The 21,264-nt window shown below is 74.7% G+C and carries 21 protein-coding genes; 12 read left to right on the forward strand and 9 right to left on the reverse strand.

What is annotated here, in order from left to right:
• Nucleotides 1-304 precede the first annotated feature (304 nt).
• A complete protein-coding gene (locus AB0398_RS30275; RefSeq protein WP_366378846.1) occupies nt 305-934 on the reverse strand; it encodes a hypothetical protein in 630 nt (209 codons plus the stop codon).
• 393 nt (nt 935-1,327) lie between these two features.
• Here AB0398_RS30275 and AB0398_RS30280 point away from each other — a divergent pair, with 393 nt between their 5' ends.
• From AB0398_RS30280 to AB0398_RS30300, 5 genes are all read left to right on the forward strand, one after another.
• Entirely contained in the window at nt 1,328-2,698 is a 1,371-nt protein-coding gene (locus tag AB0398_RS30280; protein ID WP_366378847.1) for a C39 family peptidase, read from the forward strand.
• A 143-nt stretch (nt 2,699-2,841) separates the two neighbouring features.
• Nucleotides 2,842-3,255 carry a cytidine deaminase gene (locus AB0398_RS30285; protein ID WP_366378848.1) on the forward strand — a complete coding sequence of 138 codons (414 nt, stop codon included), beginning with the start codon at nt 2,842-2,844 and terminating at the stop codon, nt 3,253-3,255.
• A 76-nt stretch (nt 3,256-3,331) separates the two neighbouring features.
• The gene (locus AB0398_RS30290; protein ID WP_366378849.1) at nt 3,332-4,114 is read left to right on the forward strand and encodes an SAM-dependent methyltransferase; all 783 of its coding nucleotides are present in this window, start codon (nt 3,332-3,334) and stop codon (nt 4,112-4,114) included.
• Between the two features lie 384 nt (nt 4,115-4,498).
• Nucleotides 4,499-4,648, forward strand: a complete 150-nt coding sequence (locus AB0398_RS30295; protein WP_366378850.1) for an SCO1431 family membrane protein — start codon at nt 4,499-4,501, stop codon at nt 4,646-4,648.
• Between the two features lie 154 nt (nt 4,649-4,802).
• Nucleotides 4,803-5,975 carry an acyl-CoA dehydrogenase family protein gene (locus tag AB0398_RS30300; protein WP_366378851.1) on the forward strand — a complete coding sequence of 391 codons (1,173 nt, stop codon included), beginning with the start codon at nt 4,803-4,805 and terminating at the stop codon, nt 5,973-5,975.
• Here AB0398_RS30300 and AB0398_RS30305 read toward each other — a convergent pair.
• Nucleotides 5,938-6,183, reverse strand: coding sequence for a hypothetical protein (locus AB0398_RS30305; protein ID WP_366378852.1), 246 nt, complete (start codon nt 6,181-6,183; stop codon nt 5,938-5,940). The genes AB0398_RS30300 and AB0398_RS30305 overlap by 38 nt on opposite strands.
• 396 nt (nt 6,184-6,579) lie before the next feature.
• Nucleotides 6,580-6,948 carry a hypothetical protein gene (locus AB0398_RS30310; protein ID WP_366378853.1) on the reverse strand — a complete coding sequence of 123 codons (369 nt, stop codon included), beginning with the start codon at nt 6,946-6,948 and terminating at the stop codon, nt 6,580-6,582.
• A gap of 226 nt (nt 6,949-7,174) precedes the next feature.
• Between AB0398_RS30310 and AB0398_RS30315 the strand changes: the two genes are divergently transcribed.
• From AB0398_RS30315 to fxsA, 4 genes are all read left to right on the forward strand, one after another.
• Nucleotides 7,175-7,615 (forward strand): Lrp/AsnC family transcriptional regulator, encoded by a 441-nt coding sequence (locus AB0398_RS30315; RefSeq protein WP_188270468.1) that lies wholly within the window; start codon nt 7,175-7,177, stop codon nt 7,613-7,615.
• 65 nt (nt 7,616-7,680) lie between these two features.
• Nucleotides 7,681-9,324, forward strand: coding sequence for an amidohydrolase (locus AB0398_RS30320; protein WP_366378854.1), 1,644 nt, complete (start codon nt 7,681-7,683; stop codon nt 9,322-9,324).
• A gap of 426 nt (nt 9,325-9,750) precedes the next feature.
• Nucleotides 9,751-10,527 carry a polyprenol monophosphomannose synthase gene (locus AB0398_RS30325; RefSeq protein WP_366378855.1) on the forward strand — a complete coding sequence of 259 codons (777 nt, stop codon included), beginning with the start codon at nt 9,751-9,753 and terminating at the stop codon, nt 10,525-10,527.
• Between the two features lie 127 nt (nt 10,528-10,654).
• Nucleotides 10,655-11,251: an FxsA family membrane protein gene (gene fxsA / locus AB0398_RS30330; protein WP_366378856.1), complete on the forward strand. Its 597-nt coding sequence runs from the start codon at nt 10,655-10,657 to the stop codon at nt 11,249-11,251.
• A gap of 92 nt (nt 11,252-11,343) precedes the next feature.
• On the opposite strand, the gene AB0398_RS30335 is transcribed toward fxsA, so the two are convergent.
• The 4 genes from AB0398_RS30335 to AB0398_RS30350 all read right to left on the reverse strand — a co-directional run bounded on the left by AB0398_RS30335 (nt 11,344) and on the right by AB0398_RS30350 (nt 14,946).
• On the reverse strand, nt 11,344-11,718 hold the full coding sequence (locus AB0398_RS30335; protein WP_026278069.1) for an RNA polymerase-binding protein RbpA: 375 nt from the start codon (nt 11,716-11,718) through the stop codon (nt 11,344-11,346).
• A gap of 255 nt (nt 11,719-11,973) precedes the next feature.
• Nucleotides 11,974-13,344, reverse strand: a complete 1,371-nt coding sequence (locus AB0398_RS30340) for an MFS transporter (protein WP_366378857.1) — start codon at nt 13,342-13,344, stop codon at nt 11,974-11,976.
• Between the two features lie 73 nt (nt 13,345-13,417).
• On the reverse strand, nt 13,418-14,182 hold the full coding sequence (locus AB0398_RS30345) for a glycerophosphodiester phosphodiesterase (RefSeq protein ID WP_366378858.1): 765 nt from the start codon (nt 14,180-14,182) through the stop codon (nt 13,418-13,420).
• Complete coding sequence (locus AB0398_RS30350; protein WP_366378859.1) at nt 14,179-14,946, reverse strand: hypothetical protein; 768 nt, start codon at nt 14,944-14,946, stop codon at nt 14,179-14,181. Before AB0398_RS30350 ends, AB0398_RS30345 begins: the two co-directional genes overlap by 4 nt.
• 102 nt (nt 14,947-15,048) lie before the next feature.
• On the opposite strand from AB0398_RS30350, the gene AB0398_RS30355 reads away from it, so the two are divergent.
• Complete coding sequence (locus tag AB0398_RS30355) at nt 15,049-16,551, forward strand: PLP-dependent aminotransferase family protein (RefSeq protein ID WP_366378860.1); 1,503 nt, start codon at nt 15,049-15,051, stop codon at nt 16,549-16,551.
• A 193-nt stretch (nt 16,552-16,744) separates the two neighbouring features.
• Here the strand turns inward: AB0398_RS30355 and AB0398_RS30360 are convergent, their stop codons facing one another.
• Together AB0398_RS30360 and AB0398_RS30365 are read right to left on the reverse strand one after the other, a co-directional pair.
• Nucleotides 16,745-18,397, reverse strand: a complete 1,653-nt coding sequence (locus AB0398_RS30360; RefSeq protein ID WP_366378861.1) for a hypothetical protein — start codon at nt 18,395-18,397, stop codon at nt 16,745-16,747.
• A gap of 37 nt (nt 18,398-18,434) precedes the next feature.
• Nucleotides 18,435-18,629: a hypothetical protein gene (locus tag AB0398_RS30365; protein ID WP_125667438.1), complete on the reverse strand. Its 195-nt coding sequence runs from the start codon at nt 18,627-18,629 to the stop codon at nt 18,435-18,437.
• Nucleotides 18,630-18,939: 310 nt separating this feature from the next.
• On the opposite strand from AB0398_RS30365, the gene AB0398_RS30370 reads away from it, so the two are divergent.
• Together AB0398_RS30370 and AB0398_RS30375 are read left to right on the forward strand one after the other, a co-directional pair.
• Nucleotides 18,940-19,332, forward strand: coding sequence for an ankyrin repeat domain-containing protein (locus AB0398_RS30370; protein ID WP_366378862.1), 393 nt, complete (start codon nt 18,940-18,942; stop codon nt 19,330-19,332).
• A 263-nt stretch (nt 19,333-19,595) separates the two neighbouring features.
• On the forward strand, nt 19,596-21,011 hold the full coding sequence (locus AB0398_RS30375) for a HEAT repeat domain-containing protein (RefSeq protein ID WP_366378863.1): 1,416 nt from the start codon (nt 19,596-19,598) through the stop codon (nt 21,009-21,011).
• Nucleotides 21,012-21,264 lie beyond the last annotated feature (253 nt).

Here is a 21,264-nt window from a genome sequence, read left to right on the forward strand (position 1 = left end):
CGTCATCGCATGGACGGGATTTGACCGCACTGCGGGCATCGTACCTGCGCAGGGGGTGGGCGCTTAAGGAGAAGCGCATGATCCGGAAGCGGTGACCCTGGGTGAGCGCCGGGGGACGCGAAGGGCCCCGGAGAGGGCTCCGGAAGGGGTCCCGGGGGCAGAACGAAGCCCCCGATCACGGGGGAACAACCGGGGGCTTCGCGTCCGCGGCGGCTCCGAAAAGCCGCACATTCAGAACGTAAGACCTGTACGGCCCTTGGGTCAAGCGCAGTTGGAGCACTTGCGCAAGTGGACTCCGGACCCCTCAGTTCACGGACGGAAAGCCGTCACGGTGGGTGATGATCTGGTCCGTGCCCGCTGTCACGCAGGGCCCGGGAAGCCACTCGTACCCCTTTTCGCACTCCTGTACCAGGGCGTCGGCGAAGGGCCGGGAGGGGTCCTCGGAGAAATGGCGAGTCTCCGCCACGGTCCAGCCGTCCCAGAACGCGGCCTGTTCCGGACCGTCCCGGCGCCGGCCCCGCGCCCAGGACTCCTCCGCGCCGCGCTCCATCCAGAGCAGGCGCGCCAGGTGGGGGCGCACGGCCCGCCGGCCCGCGCCGACGCCCTCGACGAGGACCACCGGCGCCGGGGGCAGCGCGCGCGGCTCGCCGAAGCGCCGCAGCCGCCAGTCGTACGGACGGTACGCCGCGGCCGTACCCCGCGCGAGGGGCTCCAGGACCTGCTCCCGCAGCCGGCCGGTCCACCCGAAGAGCTCCTCGTGGGTGGCGAGGTCGTCGAGGTGGAGGACGGGGGCGCCGCCGAGGGCGGCGGAGAGGCGGGCCGTGAGGGTGGACTTGCCGGAGCCCGCGTGGCCGTCGACCGCGACCAGCCGGACCGGCCCGCAGGAGGGCGGCAGCCGGAGCAGCGCGTGCGCCGCGCGGTCGGGGTCGTCCATGGCCCCAGGGTAGGGGAGCGGGAACCGCCCCAGGTCAGGGAGGTACCGCCGTCAGTGGACGAGACCAATATTGGTGCGGCGACGCGGGGCGAAGTGCTGGCGGAGGCCCGCCGGGGCCGGGATAGTGGGCCCGCGCGACCCGTCCGCGCGCCCGCGGTCCGGGGGTGCGCGGCAGGCGGGCGGGATGTCCGCACGCCCACGTGTCGACACATCGGCACACCGACAGGTCCGCGCACCACCGCACCCGCATATCGATAAATCCATGCAGCACCGCATCCGCACACCGACAGGCCCGCACGACACCACGGCACCGCACCCGTACCTCGGCACCTCCGCACCTCCGCACGCCGGCACCCACGCACGTCCACCGTTCTCGACTGGGGGTCACCGCCCATGACCAGCTCCACCCCGCGCAGAACCGTCCTCGCCGCGGCGCTCGCGGCCGCCGCGGGAACGGCCGCCTCCGCCGTCCCCGCCGTCGCCTCCGCCCTCCCCGCCGGCGCCCGCCGGGGACGCGTCCCCGCGCCCGGCACGGTCGACAACCGCTTCTGGTCCTCGTACGCGGACTGGCGGCGCGGCACCGCCGCCGGTACGCAGGCGGTCCCCGGCACCCGTCCGGGCCTGGTCCTCGCCCGGCCCGCCGGCCGCACCGACTACACCGACCCGCACACCGGACGGACCTCGGCCTGGGAGCACGCGAGCTGGACCTCCCCCGAGTACACCCCGGCCGTGCCCGCCACCGAGGTCATCGCCTCCTGGAACGCCCGCACGCCCCCGGGCACCTGGATCCAGGTCGAGCTGTCCGGCACGTACTCCGACTCCACCGCCGTCCCCTGGTACGTCCTGGGCCGCTGGACCTCCGGAGACGGGCAGGGAGACATCCGGCGCACCTCGGTCGACGACCAGACCGACGGCAGGAGCAGCGTCTGGACCGACACCTTCGCGATCGACGACCCGGCGAGCGGGCTGCGGCTGCGCTCGTACCGGCTGCGGCTGACCCTGTACCGGGCGCCGGGCAGCGGCCTCACCCCGACGGTGTGGCGGATCGGCGCCATGGCCTCGGACGTCCCGGACCGCTTCACCGTCCCGGCCTCCGTGCCCGGCCCCGCCCGCGAACTGGCCGTGCCGCGCTACTCGCAGAACACCCACGTCGGGCAGTACCCCGAGTACGACAACGGCGGCGAGGCCTGGTGCAGCCCGACCTCCTCGCAGATGATCGTCGAGTACTGGGGGCGCCGGCCCTCGGCGGAGGACCTGGCCTGGGTGGACCCGGCCTTCGCCGACCCGCAGATCTGCCACGCGGCCCGCTTCACCTACGACAACCAGTACGAGGGCTGCGGCAACTGGCCCTTCAACGCCGCCTACGCCGCCACGTACCCCGGCATGAACGCCGTGGTCACCCGGCTGCGCTCGCTCGCCGAACTGGAGAGCCTGGTCCGCGTCGGCATCCCGGCCATAACGTCGCAGTCCTTCCTCAAGGAGGAGCTGACCGGCGCCGGTTACGGCACCGCGGGCCACCTGATGACGGTCGTCGGCTTCACCCCGGCCGGCGACGTCGTCGCCAACGACCCCGCCTCCTCCAGCAACGAGGCGGTCCGCCGGGTCTACCGGCGGCGCGAGTGGGAGAACATCTGGCTCCGCACGAAGCGCTACGACGCGAACGGCAAGGTCAGAAGCGGTACGGGCGGGGTCTGCTACGTCTACTGGCCGACCGGGCCGACACCGGGGCAGGACCTCGTGCTGAGGGCGCTCGGCCTGGTGTGAGCGCGCGGGGCCCCGCCGTCGTGCCGTCTCCGCCGGATCGCTCCGTCGCGCCTCCCGGTGGAGACGAGCACACCGCCGATACCGGCTTGCGCATTCCCGCCGTCCGGGTCGGCCTCGCGTGATATCTGAGGAAGGCGGAGGAAATGGCCCCGCAGACCCGTTCCGTCGACCACGAACTCGTCCGGGCGGCGGCGCACGTCGCCCGGACGCGCTGTCGGGGCGACAACCACACCATGGCGGCCGCGGCCCGTGCCCGGGACGGACGGATCGTCACGGCGGTGAACGCCCACCACTTCACGGGAGGGCCCTGCGCCGAGCTGGTCCTCATCGGGACGGCGGCGGCCCAGGGCGCCTACGAGCTGGACGCGATCGTCGCGGTGGGCGACCGCGACCGGGGGGTCGTCCCGCCGTGCGGCCGGTGCCGGCAGGTCCTCCTCGACTACTTCCCGGCCATCGAGGTCGTCGTCGGCCGGGGCGACCGCCTCCGGAGCGTCCCCGTCGCCGACCTGCTCCCCGAAAGCTACGTCTGGGCCGACCACCAGTTCGACGCCGAGTGACGCCCCGCCACCCCATGCGTTACCACATGCGCTGCGGGGCAAGGGAGTTGGCGGGGAGCTGCGCTACGTTGAGGGCGTGACCGACATCGAATCGCGCATCGACACGTCCCGGCCGCACACCGCCCGGATATGGAACTACTGGACCGGCGGCAAGGACAACTACCCGGTCGACCGGGAGGCCGGCGACCGGATCCGGGAACTGCACCCGGGGATCGGGGACTACGCGAAGGCGGACCGGCTGTTCCTGGGGCGGGCGGTGCGGCACCTGGCGGGGCAGGAGGGCGTCCGGCAGTTCCTGGACATCGGGACGGGGCTGCCGAGCGCCGACAACACCCACGAGGTCGCCCAGCGCGTCGCCCCCGACGCGCGGGTCGTCTACGTGGACAACGACCCGCTCGTCCTCACGCACGCCCGCGCCCTGCTGGTCGGGACGCCCGAGGGCGCCACCGACTACCTGGACGCCGACCTGCGGGACGTCGACACGATCCTCGCCGCCGCGGCGAAGACGCTCGACCTCTCGCGGCCGGTCGCGCTGATGCTGCTCGGGGTCGTCATCTTCGTCGAGGACGACGAGGAGTCGTACGGAATCGTCCGCAGGCTCATGGACGCGCTCGCGCCCGGCAGCCACCTCGTCCTGTCCCACACAGTCACCCACCCCGACATGCCGGACGTCGACGCGGCGGTGGCGTTCTGGAACGAGCACGGCACGCCGAAGCTCACCCAGCGGACCCCCGCCGCCGTCGCGCGCTACTTCGACGGCCTGGAGCTGCTGGAACCCGGCGTGGTCTCCTGTTCCGCCTGGCGACCGGAGCGGCCGGCACCGGACGTCGCGATGTACGGGGGCATCGGCCGCAAGTAGGGCCGGTCGGCCGTCCGGGGCACGCGAGCGGTGACCGGGTGCGACCGGGCCGGGAGCCCGGGGGAGAGCGACCACCTCGGATGTGGGCAGTGCCCGGGTGCCGTCGGGTCGGGAGCCCGGGGGAAGGGGGCCACCCCGGGCGCGGGCAGTGCCCGGGTGCCACCGGCCCCGGAGCCCGAGCGCGGGCGGCCGCTCCGGGCGCGCGTACGGCGACGTGGTCTCCGGCACAGAAGGGGCCCGCCGCGTCTCCCCGCCGGCCGGCGCCCGCCCGCCCGGCACAAGGCCCCCGGGGCCCCCGGCCCCCTCCGGCGCGGCGGTGCGGTCCCGGGGGACGTGACGGACATCTCTACCCCCGGGCCGTCCCCGTGGCGCATGGTGGTCGCCATGACCTCCACCACCCACAGCCCCGCCCTCCTCCGCGCCCGCACGGGCGGCCCCCGGGACGACGACGGCCCCAAGCTCCTGGAGAGCGTCCTCGGCTGGACCCTGGTCGTGCTGCTCGCCGTGCTCGTCACCCGGGCGGGCCTCATGTGACGGCGTCGGTGTGATCCCCCGGCGCCGGTCCGATCCTTCGGCGGCCGTGTGAACCCCCGGCGGCCGTGTGATCCGGGCCCCCGGGGCGGGCATACTCCCCCCGACCCCGGCATCCCGCGCGCGGTCCGCCCGCGCCCGGCAGGGAGGAGCGGCCGTGCCCGACACCCCCGCGGACGGCGTGGAGCGCCGACTGCCCACCGACGAGGCCCGCGAGCTGATCGCCCTGGTGCGCGACATCGCCCGGCGCGAGATCGTCCCGTCCGCCGCGGCCGAGGAGGCCGCCGGACGCTTCCCCCGCGAGCTGTTCGCGCTGCTCTCCCGCTCCGGACTCCTCGGACTGCCCTACGACCCCGCCCACGGCGGGGGAGGCCAGCCGTACGAGGTGTACCTCCAGGTCCTGGAGGAGCTCGCCGCGGCCCGGCTCACCGTCGGCCTCGGCGTCAGCGTCCACACCCTCTCCTGCCACGCGCTCGCCGGCTTCGGCACCGAGGAGCAGCGGGCCGCGCACCTGCCCGCCATGCTGGGCGGCGGCCTCCTCGGCGCGTACTGCCTCTCCGAACCCTCCGCCGGGTCGGACGCGGCGGCGCTGCGGACCCGGGCCGTCCGCGACGGCGACGCGTGGACGATCGACGGCACCAAGGCGTGGATCACGCACGGCGGGATCGCCGACTTCTGCACGGTCATGGCCCGCACCGGCGGCCCCGGCGCGCGCGGCATCACGGCCTTCCTGGTCCCGGGGGACGCGCCGGGCCTGGGCGCGGACCCGCCCGAACGGAAGATGGGCATGGGCGGCTCGCCCACCGCGCAACTCCGCTTCGACGGCGTACGGGTCCCCGACGCGCGGCGGCTCGGCGGGGAGGGACAGGGCTTCGCGATCGCGCTCGACGCCCTGGACTCGGGGCGGCTCGGCATCGCCGCCTGCGCCGTGGGGCTCGCGCAGGCCGCCCTCGACGCGGCCGTCGGGTACGCCCGGGAGCGCCGCCAGTTCGGCCGGCCGATCGCCGACTTCCAGGGACTCCGCTTCCTCCTCGCCGACATGGCGACCCAGGTCGAGGCGGGCCGGGCGCTGTACCTGGAGGCGGCGCGGCTGCGGGACGAGGGGCGGCCCTTCGGCCGGTGCGCGGCGATGGCGAAGCTCTTCTGCACGGACGCCGCGATGCGGGTCACGACGGACGCGGTGCAGGTGCTCGGCGGGTACGGCTACACGGCGGACTTCCCGGTGGAGCGTTTCCTGCGCGAGGCCAAGATGCTCCAGATCGTCGAGGGGACCAATCAGATCCAGCGGGTGGTCATCGCCCGTCACCTGGTCGGACCAGAGTCCCGCTGACCCGGACGGTCCGGTCCGCCCAGACGGGCCCCGCGGCGAGCCGGGTCCACTCCTGGTCGCTGTGGCCGGGCAGGGTGCGGCCCTGGCTCGCCCAGAGGGAGAGCACGTCCTGGTAGATGGGCGGGTGCGCCGGGACGGGAGCGGGGGCGGGAAGGGCGGCGGGGACAGGTGCCTGCGCGGAGAGCGGGACCGGGGCGGCGACCGACACGGGAGCGGTGATCGTGACCGGAGGATTGGCCGGAAGGGGAGGGCCGGCGGGAGCCGGAGCGGTGGCCGGGGGCTGCGCCTGCGCCGGTACGGGCACGGGCGGCGCGGGCGCCGGAACAGCCACGGGCGCGGACCCGACCGCGGGCGCCGACGCCGCAGCCGGGTGAGGAACCGATTCTTCAATGCGCGGCTCGGCCTGCCGGTGCCGACCGTAACCGCTGGGAGTCGTGTGCAGCGTGGTCATGCCCGGACCAACGCGCTCCGGTGGCCAGGGGTCACCGCCGAGCGGATTCGAGCGGCAGTTCGCCCGGTACCCGGGCGGGGCCGGCGTACCGCCCGACCCTCGGGTTTCCCGTACCGCGGCGCGGCACGGGAAGACGTCCGGCGGGGTGCGGCCTCAGGCCGCGCGGCGCATCTGCGGCACCCGGATCGGGCGCGAGCCCGGGCCGCCGACGTGCGAGAAGGGCTGCGTGCGCCAGTCGAGTCCCTGGGGGAGCGTCAGGAGCAGCGCGGTGTCCTGCTCCTGGACCTCCAGGGTGTCGTCGGCCGGGCGCGCCCCGGAGGCCGCGAGACCCGTGCCCCGGCACACCGCGAGGACGAAGGGGTTCCACGGCGTGGGGCAGAGCGCGTGCTCCGGCAGCACGTCCTCGTCCGCGAGCAGCGCGATGGGCTGCACGCACTCCGGGCAGACCACCCGGAACATCTCAAAGGTGTCGTACGCGTCGAGCTCGTCGGACGTGTCGACCGAATCAACAGGCTCCTGCATGGAGAATCTCCCCCTCGGGTGGGTCGGCCGGATCTGTGCGGCCTTCGACCACAGCAACCACTTCCCATGCGGAACTCCGCATAACCGTGAGGCGGCATCCCGAGCCCGGCCCAAACATGTGGCGTTCGTCACATGGCCGTCGCAGGTGCCTCGTGACGGCGCATAGCGGCCCATACGGGGCGCCCCGGGCTGTGCCCCGGCCCCTCCGGAGCACTAGGGTCACCGCATGGAGGAGCTGGATCGTCAGATCGTGGAGTTGCTCGTCAAGGACGGGCGCATGAGCTACACCGACCTGGGCAAGGCCACCGGCCTGTCCACGTCGGCCGTGCATCAGCGCGTCCGCCGCCTGGAGCAGCGCGGTGTCATCCGCGGCTACGCCGCCGTCGTCGACCCGGAGGCCGTGGGCCTGCCGCTGACCGCCTTCATCTCGGTCAAACCCTTCGACCCCAGCGCCCCCGACGACACCCCCGACCGGCTCGCCGACATCCCCGAGATCGAGGCCTGCCACAGCGTCGCGGGCGACGAGAACTACATCCTCAAGGTCCGGGTCGCCACCCCGCTGGAGCTGGAGCACCTGCTCACCCGCATCCGCTCCCAGGCCGGCGTGTCCAGCCGTACGACGGTCGTCCTGTCCACCCCGTACGAGGCCCGGCCCCCGCGCGTCTGACCCACCGGCACCTGCCGGGGGACCTGCCGGACAAACTGGGTCTCCCCAGGACCTAGCCTGGTGCCATGAGCGAGTCCATGCCCCCCGCGTCTCCCGGCGAACACCGCACCGTGCTCCTGCGCGGCGGAGAAGTCCACAGCCCCGCCGACCCCTTCGCCACCGCCATGGTGGTGGAGCGCGGGCACGTCGCCTGGGTGGGCTCGGAGGGCGCGGCCGACGCCTTCGCGTCCGGCGTGGACGAGGTGGTCGACCTGGAGGGCGCGCTCGTCACCCCGGCGTTCGTCGACGCGCACGTGCACACCACCGCCACCGGCTTCGCCCTCACCGGCCTCGACCTCTCCTCCGCCGCCTCGCTCGCCGAGGCGGCGGAGCGGATCCGGGTCCACGCCGCCGCCCGCCCCGGGGACCGCGTCCTCCTCGGCCACGGCTGGGACGCCTCCCGCTGGCCCGAGCGCCGCCCGCTCACCCGCGACGAGCTCGACGGCCTCACCGGCGGCCGCCCGCTCTACCTGACGCGGATCGACGTCCACTCGGCCGTCGTCACCACCGCCATGCTCGACCTCGTGCCCGGCGTCCGGGACCTGGACGGCTTCCACGACGGCCTGCGGCCCCTCACCGGCGACGCCCACCACGCCGTGCGCGCCGCCGCCTTCGGCGCCGTGTCCGCGCGCCAGCGCACCGAGGCCCAGCGGGCCGCCCGGGCCCGGGCGGCCTCCCTCGGCATCGGCACCCTGCACGAGTGCGGCGGCCCGCGGATCTCCTCCGAGGAGGACTTCACCGGACTGCTCGACCTCGCCCGCGAGGAGTCCGGTCCCCGGGTCGTCGGCTACTGGGCCGACCTCGACGTGGAGCGGGCGCGGGACCTCGGCGCGCTCGGCGCCGCCGGCGACCTGTTCGCCGACGGCTCCCTCGGCTCCCACACGGCCTGCCTCCACGAGCCCTACGCCGACCACGCCGACACCGGCCACACCGGCGCCGCCCACCTGGACGCGACCACCGTCGCCCTCCACGTCGTCGCCTGCACCGAGGCGGGGCTCCAGGCCGGCTTCCACGCCATCGGGGACGCCGCCGTCACCGCGGTCGTCGAGGGCTTCAGGACCGCCGCCGAGAAGCTCGGCCTCGCCCGCGTCCGGGCCGCCCGGCACCGCGTCGAGCACGTGGAGATGCTCACCCCCGAGACGATCGCCGCCTTCGCCGAACTGGGCCTCACCGCCTCCGTCCAGCCCGCCTTCGACGCGCTCTGGGGCGGCGAGGAGGGCATGTACGCCGACCGGCTCGGCGCCGGGCGGGCCCGCACCCTCAACCCGTACGCGGCTCTGCTGCGCGCCGGCGTGCCGCTGGCCTTCGGCTCCGACAGCCCCGTCACCCCGCTCGACCCCTGGGGCACCGTCCGGGCCGCCGCCTTCCACCGCACCCCCGAGCACCGGATCTCCGCCCGCGCCGCCTTCACCGCCCACACCCGGGGCGGCTGGCGCGCCGTCGGCCGCGACGACGCCGGGACGCTCGTCCCCGGCGCCCCCGCCGACTACGCGGTCTGGCGCACCGAGGAACTCGTCGTCCAGGCGCCCGACGACCGGGTCGCCCGCTGGTCCACCGACCCGCGCTCCGGCACGCCCGGCCTGCCCGACCTGACGCCCGGCAACGACCTCCCGGTCTGCCTGCGCACGGTCGTGCACGGACGGACGGTGTTCGTGCGGCCGGACGTGTGACGGAGGGGCGTTCCCCCTTCGGGCACCGCTCCGCACGCTTGTCCCCGACCTGCGGATCTTCCCCTCCGACCTGGCCTTTCGGGAAGAACCGGCAGGTCGGGCGGGTATTGACAGTCGCCCGCCGGGGGCGGGTAGGTTCTCCGCGTCCACCACAGGACGTCCGACCGGACCCTGCCCGCCGGTGGCCGAACGCCTCCCGCGCCTCGGCCGCGGGGGAGGGGCCCGGCGGAAGGTGCGACCCGGGTGGGGCCCGGACGTTCAGTAGACAACGGCTCCCGGTCGACCCGCAGCCGGCGGATCCCGGGCCGGACCGAAGGACGACGGGCCCCGCACCGCACGTCACCCGTCCCGTCCGACCCGCCGCGCCGGAGCATCCCGGGGACCTCGCTATGGTGGGGGCCTGTGTATGCATCCGAAGGGGCAGTAGTGAACGACGGTGGCCAGAGGCGTTACGGCCCGCTCGGCAAGGCCTTGGTGATCATTCCGACCTACAACGAGGCGGACAACATCAAGCCGATCGTCGCGCGGGTGCGGGAAGCCGTACCCGACGCGCACGTGCTCGTCGCCGACGACAACAGCCCCGACGGCACGGGCAAGTTCGCGGACGAGATCGCCTCCGAGGACGACCACGTGCACGTCCTGCACCGCAAGGGCAAGGAGGGGCTCGGCGCCGCCTACCTCGCCGGCTTCCGGTGGGGCATCGAGCACGGCTACGGCGTCCTCGTCGAGATGGACGCCGACGGCTCCCACCAGCCCGAGGAGCTCCCGCGGCTGCTCACCGCCCTCAAGGGCGCGGACCTGGTGCTCGGCTCCCGCTGGGTGCCGGGCGGCCGGATCGTGAACTGGCCGAAGTCCCGCGAGTTCATCTCCCGGGGCGGCAGCCTCTACTCGCGCGTGATGCTCGACGTGCCGATCCGCGACGTCACCGGCGGCTACCGGGCCTTCCGCAAGGAGACCCTGGAGGGCCTGGGCCTGGAGGACGTGGCCTCGGCCGGGTACTGCTTCCAGGTCGACCTGGCCCGCCGCGCGGTCGCCGCGGGCTACCACGTCGTCGAGGTCCCGATCACCTTCGTGGAGCGGGAGGTCGGCGACTCGAAGATGAGCCGCGACATCCTCGTCGAGGCGCTGTGGCGGGTCACCGGCTGGGGTCTGACGGCGCGCGCGGAGAAGGTCGGCAAGCGGCTCGGCCGCAAGCCCTCCTGACCCCCTCCCGGATCCGTACGCCCCGGCCGCCGGTCCGTACGGGCCACGGCGGGCACCGGCCCGCGATCCGTACGCACTGATCTTCCCTTTACGCCGTTCCGGCGGGGCTCCAGGCACACTGGGGACCATGACGACCGGCGTACCGCCCTCCCTCGCCCCCAAGAAGCGCTCCCGCGCGCGTACGTTCCTCCCGCTCGGCCTCGCCGCCTGGCTGGTCCTGGAGATCTGGCTGCTCACGGTGGTGGCGGACGTGGCGGGCGGGCTCACCGTCCTCGCCCTGCTCGTCGGCGGAGCCGTGCTCGGCACCGTCGTCGTCAAGCGGGCGGGCCGGCGCGCCTTCCGGAACCTCACCTCGACCTTCCAGCAGGCCCAGGAGGCCGCGCGGACCGGCGGGGCGCCCGCCGCGCCGGAGCGGACCGGCGCGGAGGACCGCAACGGCTTCCTCATGCTCGGCGGCCTGCTCCTGATGCTCCCCGGCCTGATCTCCGACGCGGCCGGCCTGCTCCTGCTGATCCCGCCGGTCCGGTCCCTCCTCGGACGGTCCGCCGAGAGGGCGGTCGAGCGCCGGATGGCCGCCACGGCCCCCGGCAGCCTCCAGGACGCCTTCCAGCAGGCCCGCATGCGCCGCCCGGACGGGAAGGTGGTCCAGGGCGAGGTCGTCCGCGAGGACGCCGCTCCTGGCCCGCGCGGGGCCGGAGACACCCGTCCGCCCCTGACCCCCTGACGCGCCGGCCCGGAGCGCACGCGGAAACGCCGCGGGGCCCGGTACACACCTTCGTGTACCGGGCCCCGCGGCGTTGATCGTCCGGCGGTCCGCTAGGCGGACTTGCGGCTGTCGCGCGGATGCACTGCGATGTTCATGGCGCCGGAGCGCAGGACGGCCAGCCTCTCGGCGAGGACCTCCTCCAGCTCCTCGCGGGTGCGCCGCTCCATGAGCATGTCCCAGTGCGTACGCGCAGGCTTGCCCTTCTTCTCCTCGGGACCGTCCCCGTCCACCAGGAGTGCCTGGCTTCCGCAGACCTTGCACTCCCACTCCGGCGGAATCTCCGCCTCTACCGAGAAGGGCATCTCAAAGCGATGTCCCTTCTCGCATGCGTACTCCACCGCCTGGCGCGGGGCCAGATCGATGCCGCGGTCGGTCTCGTAGCTCGTCACCACGAGGCGCGTGCCGCGAAGAGCTCGCTCACTCATGAATCGTGCCTCCCGGGCTTGTCGCCCACAGGACAGATGTCGCTGTCGTCGTTATCCGGTCAACGTCCGGTCGGCGGTAAAGATTCCCGTGCCGGGTCATGCGTCGCCCGTCGTGCCGCCCCTTGTTGTACCCACCAGTGCCCGTTTTGTCACATCTGACGGCAGGTGTGACGTGGTGTCTTCACCAAAGCAGCACGCAGTAACGGTCCGCCTGGCAGGCCAAACGCGTACACTACCGCCCTTTCCCCGCCACGTCTAAATACGCTCCGGCACGGGGTTTCCCGCGGCCTCGGCCGCGCGTCGCACCGGCACCCTGGCGAGCAGGACGAAGCCCACGGCGAAGAAGATCAACAGGGAGATGATGGCATCCCGATAGCTTCCGGTCAGCTGATACGCGAGACCGAACACCAGCGGACCCAGCCAGCTCAGCCCCCGGTCGCTCATCTCGTACGCCGAGAAGTACTCCGCCTCCTTGCCGCGCGGCACCAGATGCGAGAACAGCGAGCGCGACAGGGCCTGGCTGCCGCCCAGGACCAGGCCGATCGCCGCCGCCAGGGAGTAGAAGAAGACCGGCGCGTCGGCCGGCAGGACGTAGGCCGCCGCCAGGATCAGGGTCCAGACCGCCAGCGAGGCCAGGATCGTCCGCTTGGCGCCGTACGACCGGGCGAGCCGCCCCATGCCGAGGGCCCCCGCCACCGCGAGCACCTGGACGAGCAGGACCGCCGTGATGAGCGTCGTCTGGTCCAGGCCCAGCTCCTCCGAACCGTACAGGGAGGCCTGCGAGATCACCGTCTGCACGCCGTCGTTGTAGACCAGGTACGCGAGGAGGAAGGAGAGCGTCAGCGGGTGCCGGCGCATGTCCTTCAGGGTCGCCCGCAGCTGGCGCCAGCCGCTGCCCACCGCGCCCCCGCCGGACCGCTCCCGGTCTTCCCGGGGGAGCCGCCGGTCGCGCAGCCGCCGCAGCGGCACGAGGGTGAACGCGCCCCACCACATGCCGGCCGAGGCCAGACAGATCCGGACCGCCTCCCCCTCGGTCAGGCCGAAGGAGTCGTGGCCCGAGTAGAGGACCAGGTTCAGGACGAGGACCAGCGCGCCGGACGTGTAGCCGAAGGCCCAGCCGCGCGAGGAGACCGCGTCCCGCTCCTCCGGCTCCGAGATCTGCGGCAGATAGGCGTTGTAGAGCACCATCGAGACCGAGAGCGAGGCGTTCGCCACGATCAGCAGGAAGGCGCCCAGGAGGTAGCGGTCGCCGTCCAGGAAGAACATCCCGGCCGTGGCCGTCGCCCCCAGGTACGCCGTCGCCGCGAGCAGCGGCTTCTTCCGGCCCGTGCGGTCGGCCGCCGCGCCCACCAGCGGCATCACGATCACCGCGACCACGATCGAGGCCGACACGGCGTACGCGAAGAGCGAGCCCGCCCGCACGGGTATGCCCAGCGGGTGGACGAACCCCTCCGGGTCGGCCGCCGCCCGCGCCACCGAGGTCAGATAGGGGCCGAGGAAGACGGTGAGCACGCTCGTCGAGTACACCGAACACGCGAAGTCGTAGAAGTACCAGCCCCGCTGCTCGCGCCGCCGTTCGGCGGGGCCGGTGGCGTACTCCTCCGGCTCGGTGGTGTCAGCGGTCACGGCCGCGCCCCCTCGTTCGTCCCCGTGGGCCCGTGCCCCTGGTGTCCCGTCCCCGTGCCGCCCGGGCGCGCGCTCAGCTCCACGCGCCCCGCTCGGTCAGCACCGAGCGCAGCGTCTCCAGGTGATCGGTCATGATGCCATCCACCCCCAGGTCGAGGAGGGAGTTCATCCGGGCCGGATCGTTCACGGTCCACACGTGGACCTGGAGCCCGCGCGCGTGCGCCTCCCGGACGAACCGCCGGTCGACCACCGTGACCCCGCCCTGGCGCTCCGGGACCTGCGCCGCCACCGCCCCGGCCCGCAGCGCCGCCGGGACGCCCAGGGAACGCAGCCGCAGCCCGACCACCCCGCGCACCCCGTACGAGGTGGCGAGCCGCGGACCGGCCAGGCGCTGCGCCCGGGCCACCCGGGCCTCGGTGAAGGAGCCCACGCAGACCCGGTCCCAGGCGCCGGTCCTGCGGACCAGGTCGACCAGCGGGGCGAGGGCGGACTCCGTCTTGAGGTCCACGTTCCAGCGGGCCTCCGGGAACTCCTCCAGGAGGTCGGCGAAGAGCGGCAGCGGCTCCCGGCCCGCCACCCGGGCCTCGCGCACCGCCTCCCAGGGCAGGTCGCGGATCCGGCCCGAGGCGTCCGTCACCCGGTCCAGGGTCGCGTCGTGGAAGGCCACGAGCACCCCGTCGGAGGTCGTGTGGACGTCGGTCTCGAAGTAGCGGTAGCCCGCCGCGGCGGCCCGGCGGAAGGCGGCCGCGGTGTTCTCCAGGCCGTTCGCCGTGCCGCCGCGGTGGGCGAACGGGAGGGGGGAGGGGTGGTCGAGGTAGGGGTGGCGTACGCGAGTCACCGCCGCAGTATGGCCTGTTCCGGTGTCCCGGGGGCGACCGCCGGGGGACGGGCGGCCGTCGCGGGGCCGGCGTCCTGCGCCGGAGCGGGGTCCCCGGCCGGGCCGGCGTCCTCCGCAGGGGCGGGACCCGAGGAGGCCACCGTGACGCCGCCCTCCCGCTCCGGGACCGCGAACCTGCGCAGGAAGAACTGGGCCAGCGGGCCGATCGAGAGCGCGTAGAGCACCGTGCCGACGCCCACCGAGCCGCCGAGCAGGAAGCCGGTCGCCACCACGGCCACTTCGAGGAACGTCCGCACCAGGCGGATGGAGCGGCCGGTGAGCCGGTGCAGACCGGTCATCAGGCCGTCGCGCGGGCCGGGGCCGAACCGCGCCGCGATGTACAGGCCGGTCGCGACCCCGTTGAGGACGATCCCCAGCGCGAGCAGCGGCACCCGCACGGCCAGGCCGTCGTGCTCCGGGACCAGGGCCAGGGTGCCGTCCATCGCCAGGCCGATCACGAAGACGTTGGAGACCGTGCCGAGTCCGGGCCGCTGCCGGATCGGGATCCACAGCAGCAGCACCGCCGCCCCCACCACGATCGACACCACGCCGATCGTCAGCCCGGTCTTCCCCGCGAGGCCCTGGTGGAGGACGCCCCAGGGCTCCAGGCCGAGCGCGCTGCGCACGAGCAGTGCCGAGCTGACGCCGTACAGCGTCAGCCCCACGTAGAGCTGGACCAGTCGACGGGTGAGGTGCCGGCCGCGGAGGCCGGAGGCGATGGACAAGGTGCTGCCCCCAGAGTGGTGGTAGTGGACTGACTCGTGCCACTCTGTGGCAGGGGATCGAAGGCCAACCATGGCCAATTCGAGGAAGGTGGACTGATTTCCATGGCTCAGTGGACCTCGGCGGTGGGACCGGCACAGCTCGCCCGGCAGCTCGGGGCGCAGCAGCCCCGGCCCGCCGTGTCCGGCGCCCGCAAGCCGCCCGCCTACCGCGCCCTCGCCGACGGCATCCGGCTGCTCGTCCTGGAGGGCCGCGTCCCGGTCGCCGCCCGCCTCCCCGCCGAGCGGGAGCTCGCCCTCGCGCTCGCCGTCAGCCGGACGACGGTGGCCGCCGCCTACGAGGCGCTGCGCACCGAGGGCTTCCTGGAGTCCCGGCGCGGCGCCGGGAGCTGGACCGCCGTCCCCGCCGGGAACCCGCTGCCCGCGCGCGGCCTCGAACCGCTGCCGCCCGAGTCCCTCGGCTCGATGATCGACCTCGGCTGCGCCGCCCTCCCCGCCCCCGAGCCCTGGCTGTCCCGGGGCTTCCAGGGCGCCCTGGAGGAACTGCCGCCGTACGCCCACACGCACGGGGACTACCCGGCGGGCCTGCCCGCGCTGCGGCAGATGCTCGCCGACCGGTACACCGCCCGCGGCATCCCCACCATGCCCGAGCAGATCATGGTCACGACCGGCGCCATGGGGGCCATGGACGCGATCTGCCACCTCTTCGCCGGGCGCGGCGAGCGCATCGCCGTCGAGTCCCCCTCGTACGCCAACATCCTCCAGCTGATGCGGGAGGCTGGGGCCCGGCTGGTGCCCGTCGCCATGTCCGAGGGGCTCGGCAGCTGGGACCTGGGCCGCTGGCGCCAGGTGCTGCGGGACGCGGCTCCCCGCCTCGCGTACGTCGTCGCCGACTTCCACAACCCGACCGGCGCGCTCGCGGACGAGGACCAGCGGCGGCAGCTCGTGGAGGCGGCCCGCTCGGCCGGCACGGTGCTCGTCGTCGACGAGACCATGGCCGAGCTGCACCTCGAGGACGACCTGGAGATGCCCCGCCCGGTCTGCGCCTTCGACCCGGCCGGCTCCACCGTCCTGACCGTCGGCTCGGCCAGCAAGGCCTTCTGGGCGGGCATGCGCATCGGCTGGGTCCGGGCCGCGCCCGACGTCATCCGCTCCCTGGTGGCCGCCCGCGCCTACGCGGACCTCGGCACCCCCGTCCTGGAGCAGCTCGGCGTGAACTGGCTCATGCGGACCGGCGGCTGGGAGGAGGCGGTGAGTCTGCGGCGCGCCCAGGCCCGGGAGAACCGGGACGCGCTGGTGACCGCCGTCCGCAGGGAGCTCCCGGAGTGGGAGTTCACGGTCCCGCGCGGCGGCCTGACCCTCTGGGTGCGCACCGGCGGCCTCTCCGGCTCCCGGCTCGCCGAGGCGGGCGAGCGGGTCGGCGTCCGGGTGCCGTCCGGCCCGCGCTTCGGCGTCGACGGGGCCTTCGAGGGCTTCGTCCGGCTGCCCTTCACGGTCGGCGGCCCGGTCGCGGACGAGGCGGCCGCCCGGCTCGCCGCCGCGGCCCGCCTGGTCGAGTCGGGCGCGGCGGGCGGCGGGACGGAGCCGCCGCGGTCGTTCGTGGCGTAGGGCCTGTCCGGCGGATCGGGGTCGGGCAGGTCGCGGCGTTTCGGCAGCGCGGCGAGGTGCCGTGCCGGGCGTCGCGGCCCCGGCCGTGATCCGCCGGACAGGCCCTGGTTCCGCCGGTGTCTCCCGGGAACGCGCTGAGGGGCGGGTACGGACCGTGGTGTCCGTACCCGCCCCTCGGCCGCTTCCCGGATGCTCAGCCCTCCGCCGGGACCGGGGCGTGGAGCGGCGCCGGGCCGGGTGCCGGGGCCGGCTCGGCGCGGGGGGCCGGAGCCGGGTCGGGGGCGGTGACGGGGATCTTCTCGATCACCACCGTCGGCGCGGGAGCCGTCGCCGGCGCGCCCGGGCTCCGCTCCGGCAGGAGGTCCAGGACCGCCCGGCGGTGCGCGTCGCTCGTCGCGTCGTCGTACGGGTCGGGCGTCGCCGGCACCTGGAGCCGCAGGACCGGGCCGGTGCCCAGGCGCGCGTAGCCGCGGCCCGGGGGGACGTCGGGCGTCGGCGTGGTGTGCGGCTCGGCGCCGAGGGCGGCCGCGATCTGCCCGGGCGCGGCGGGGCCGAGCGCGATCCGGGCCCTGGTGTGGGTCCGTACCGCCTCGCTCAGCGTGTCCACGTCGTCGAACTGCTCGGCCACCACCACCGTGACCTGCGCCGCCCGCCCGTGCCGCAGCGGCACCTGGAGCAGTTCCTGCGGGTCGGGGCGGCCGTCGGCGGCGGCCAGGTGGCCGAGGACGCTCGGCCGGTCGAGCAGGATCCACAGCGGCCGCCGGGTGTCCTCCGGGGCGGGCAGGCCGGACTGCCGGGCCCGGTTCGCGGCGATCAGGCGCCGCTCGGTCTCGTGCGCCGCCCACTCCAGGCTCGCCAGGGCCCCGGAGAGCCCGCACTCGACGGCGAGGACCCCGGCGCGGCCGGTCAGGCACGCGTACTCGCCGGTGCCGCCGCCCTCGACGATCAGGACGTCGCCGTGGGGGAGCGCCTGGAGCGCGATCGAGCGCAGCAGGGAGGTGGTGCCGCTGCCCGGCCGGCCCACGGCCAGCAGGTGCGGCTCGGTGGAGCGGGGGCCGGTGCGCCAGACCACGGCCGGGGCGTCCTCCGTGCCGTCCGCCGCGACCACCGGCACGGTCCGCTGCACGGCGTCGGCGTCGGTGAAGCCGAGGACGGTCTCGCCCGGCACGGTGACGAAGCGCTGGGCGGCGATGGTGGTGGGCAGGGCGGGCAGCACGCTCAGGACGAGCCGGTTGTCCTCCTCGTCCCAGTCGAAGCGGTACTCGCGGCCGCGCCCCGACTTGGCGTGCAGCAACTGCTCGACGCGGGCGCGCGCGGCCGGCTCGCCGTCGGCGAAGTACGGGGGGTACGCGATCCGCAGCCGGGTGAGACGCCCGTCCCCGTCGAAGTCGTGCTCCCCGAAGGCCTCGCTCCAGTCGCCCCCGTGGGAGAAGAGCGGGGAGGGGTCCTCGGGGACGGAGAAGTGCGGTACGAGCGCCTCGTACAGGCCCTTGAGGCGGGCGGTCTCCGCCTCGTCGGGCCCGGTCCTGGCGACCGGACGCTCGCGCCCCTTCCACGCGGCGGCGCCCATCAGCGTGACGAGCGCGAGGAGCGGCCCGTACGGCAGGAGGACGACGACCAGGACGCAGGCCGCGACCAGGAACAGCGTGGGACCACGCCGTTCCTTGGGGGTCGCGGCCCACCTGGCGCGCGCGGACGCGGCCAGCTTCCGCAGACCGCGGGTGACCGTGATCAGCGGATGGAGCACGTCGGTGGCGCTGTCGGCGGCCGTGCGCGCGATCTCTCGACTGCGGGCGATCTGCGCGCTGCCGCTGCTCAGAATGCGGGGGAGTGGTCGCCGGGCCACGTCGTACTCCTGAGGTGGTGGAAGGGGCTGAGGGGCGTCAGAACTTGATCCCGCCCAGGAGACCGGCGAGGCTCTGCCCGCCCGCCGTGATGCTCGGGGCGATGGCGGTGCCCGCGAGGTAGAAGCCGAACAGCGAGCTGACGATGGCGTGGGAGGGCTTCAGGCCGTCCTTCTTGAAGAACAGGAAGCAGATGATGCCGAGCAGGACCACGCCTGAGATGGACAGGATCATTGGGTGTTCTCCTGGTTGAGGGGACAGTCACCATGAGTTCTTCCAGGTTCACGGCAAGTATCGATGTGACTAAAGGTGCATTGGAGTGAAAAACCGGCGATTTCACTTGACCGGCGGACGGCGGACGAGCGGCCGGGTGGCGAAACGTCCGGGGTGCGCTATAGGCGGATCGGGAGCGGACGGAACGCCGTGATCTTTGCCTCGGTCGCGCACGGTCATGTCCCCGGACGGGCAGTACCCTGTCGATTCACCCGTACGGCCCCGCTCGCCGTGCGCGACCCGACACCGTAGGAGAGAGGCGGTCCCACCGATGAGCGAGACTCCGGACCCCGAGGTCATCGAGCTGGCGTCCAAGGTCTTCGACCTCGCGCGCACGGGGGGCGCCGAGGCCCTCGCCGCCTACGTCGACGCGGGCGTCCCCGTGAACCTCACCAACGACCGGGGCGACTCCCTCGTCATGCTCGCCGCTTACCACGGCCACGCCGCCGCGGTCTCCGCCCTCCTGGAGCGGGGCGCCGACGCCGACCGCGCCAACGACCGCGGCCAGACCCCGCTCGCCGGCGCCGTCTTCAAGGGCGAGGACGACGTGGTCCGCGCCCTCCTCGCCGGCGGCGCGAATCCGGAGGCGGGCACTCCGTCCGCCGTCGACACCGCCCGGATGTTCGGCAAGGCCGAACTCCTGGAACTCTTCGGAACCCGGTGAACGGACGCTGAACCCCAGGTGAGGCGGCGTCGTAAATGTGGTCGCGTCGGCGAAATGGGTGGGTCATCATGACGTCGGACCCGGCAGAACGGGCCACCGACGAGAGGCAGAGGAAGATGATCACTGGCAAGCGCAGGACGACGAGCGGCCCGACATGTCGCCGCACGGCCTAGGCGTACACCGATGTACCGCCTGACCCGGTTCATCCCGGTCATCCCGGCATCCCCCGGTCGTGTCGACAGCTTGATGTGAGGCGTCTCCCCATGTTCGATCCAGTCATAGCGCCGAGCGGCACCCTGCTCGGCCTGTTGCAGCGGGGCCGCGGCGACGGCACCCTGCACGCGCTCGCCGCGCCACGTGCCGAGGCCCTCGCGGCCCTGAACCACTGCGTCCTCGACGACCCCCGCCACGACTGGCAGGTCGAGAACCGCTCCCTCTACTACGCCCGTCTCTACCTGGACCTCCACGGAGGCCTCGACGAGATCGAGGCGCACCTCTTCGGCGCCGAGGACCACCTCGACACCGAGGAGTCCAGGACCGGGCTCGCGCTCGCCGTCCTCGGCCACCTCGCCTCCTACGGACGCCAGGACGCCCTGCTGCTGCTCCGGCGCTACGCCGCGACCGGCACCAACTGGGCCTGGGCCCTGGACGAACTGGCCCTCCGCGACGACGACGCCGGACTCCGCGCGCTCGCCCCCTCCGTGCTGGGCCGCTTCCCGGCCGACGCCGAGGGCGACGCCGAGCTGGGCCGCACCGTGCGCGACGCCTTCGAGCCCCGGCCCTGGCGGCTGTGGGCCGAGGACCGGCGCGACACCGTGGGCCCCCGCGTCAGGGCCGCCATGGAGCAGGGCTCCTTCGACCGCTGGCAGCGCCAGATGCGCCCCGCCGGGCCCCGCCCCGGCTGGAGCGTGCGCGCCGTCCTCGACTGGGCGCAGGAAGGGTACGAGCGCGGTGCCGTCCTCTACGGACCCGCCGCCCGCTGCCTCACCGCCGTCGCCGGCCCCGAGGACCGGCCCGAGCTGCTCGCCGCCGCCCGCGACGGCGCGGAGGGGGCCCGGGGCGCCGCCCTCCACCACCTCGCCGAGTCACGGGACCCCGCCGTCCTCGACCTCGTCGAACACGCCGCCGACGGTGACTCCCGCGAGGTCGCCGAGGCCGCCGTCGCCGCCTACCGCCGCATGTGCGGCGAGGACGCGGTCGCCCGCGCCCGCGCGTGGGTCCGGCGCACCGACGCGCTCGGCGCCGCCGCCGCCGAGGTGCTGGCCTGCCGCGGCACCGCCGAGGACTCCCCCTCCGTCCTCGGCGCGCTGCGCGGAACCGTACGCACCCAGGGCCCCGACGCCCCCGAGCTCGCCTGCCTCGTCGACGGCGCCGGACGCCTCGGCATCGCCTGCGCGGCCCCCGTGCTGCGCCACGTCTACCGGGAGACGGCCTCCTCCCAGCTGCGCGGCCGCACGGCCCGCGCCCTCGCCGCCACCGATCCCGCGTTCGCGACCGGCTTCGCCGTCGAATGCCTCTGGGACTGCGAGGAGACCACCCGCGAGGTCGCGGCCCAGCACGCCGAGACCGGCGACATCCGCGTCGCCGAACGGCTCCGCCGCCTCGCCGCCGACCCGGCCGAGGAGGTCGAGGTCCAGCTCGCGGTACGCAACCGGATAGGGCCGGACCTGCAGGTCTGAGGGCGGGGGCGTTCCGGGCCGGGTCGGGTTGGGCCGGGCGGTGGCGTGATGCGGCCCCGCCCCGCCAGGTCGTCCGCCCCGGCGCGACGGCGGCCGGACGGCGCGACGCCGGAAGCGGGCGGGGCCCGGCCCCGCCGCACCGCCCGCGCCGGACCGCTCGACGCGGGATCCGCGCGGTGAACGCGTCCGGACGCCGGAGCCCCGGGCCGGGACGCCGGAGCCGCCCCCACAGGCCCCGAAGGGGCCCCGCGCG

The sequence above is a fragment of the Streptomyces sp. NPDC086147 genome, from assembly GCF_040702165.1.
Taxonomy (GTDB): domain Bacteria; phylum Actinomycetota; class Actinomycetes; order Streptomycetales; family Streptomycetaceae; genus Streptomyces.

Excerpts from the sequence above, each read along its gene's own strand:
- AB0398_RS30275 (WP_366378846.1), bottom strand. The coding sequence starts at position 934 with ATGGACGACCCCGACCGCGCGGCGCACGCGCTGCTCCGGCTGCCGCCC.
- AB0398_RS30280 (WP_366378847.1), top strand. The coding sequence starts at position 1,328 with ATGACCAGCTCCACCCCGCGCAGAACCGTCCTCGCCGCGGCGCTCGCG.
- AB0398_RS30285 (WP_366378848.1), top strand. The coding sequence starts at position 2,842 with ATGGCCCCGCAGACCCGTTCCGTCGACCACGAACTCGTCCGGGCGGCG.
- AB0398_RS30295 (WP_366378850.1), top strand. The coding sequence starts at position 4,499 with ATGACCTCCACCACCCACAGCCCCGCCCTCCTCCGCGCCCGCACGGGC.
- AB0398_RS30310 (WP_366378853.1), bottom strand. The coding sequence starts at position 6,948 with ATGCAGGAGCCTGTTGATTCGGTCGACACGTCCGACGAGCTCGACGCG.
- AB0398_RS30315 (WP_188270468.1), top strand. The coding sequence starts at position 7,175 with ATGGAGGAGCTGGATCGTCAGATCGTGGAGTTGCTCGTCAAGGACGGG.
- AB0398_RS30320 (WP_366378854.1), top strand. The coding sequence starts at position 7,681 with ATGAGCGAGTCCATGCCCCCCGCGTCTCCCGGCGAACACCGCACCGTG.
- fxsA (WP_366378856.1), top strand. The coding sequence starts at position 10,655 with ATGACGACCGGCGTACCGCCCTCCCTCGCCCCCAAGAAGCGCTCCCGC.
- AB0398_RS30335 (WP_026278069.1), bottom strand. The coding sequence starts at position 11,718 with ATGAGTGAGCGAGCTCTTCGCGGCACGCGCCTCGTGGTGACGAGCTAC.
- AB0398_RS30355 (WP_366378860.1), top strand. The coding sequence starts at position 15,049 with ATGGCTCAGTGGACCTCGGCGGTGGGACCGGCACAGCTCGCCCGGCAG.
- AB0398_RS30365 (WP_125667438.1), bottom strand. The coding sequence starts at position 18,629 with ATGATCCTGTCCATCTCAGGCGTGGTCCTGCTCGGCATCATCTGCTTC.
- AB0398_RS30370 (WP_366378862.1), top strand. The coding sequence starts at position 18,940 with ATGAGCGAGACTCCGGACCCCGAGGTCATCGAGCTGGCGTCCAAGGTC.
- AB0398_RS30375 (WP_366378863.1), top strand. The coding sequence starts at position 19,596 with ATGTTCGATCCAGTCATAGCGCCGAGCGGCACCCTGCTCGGCCTGTTG.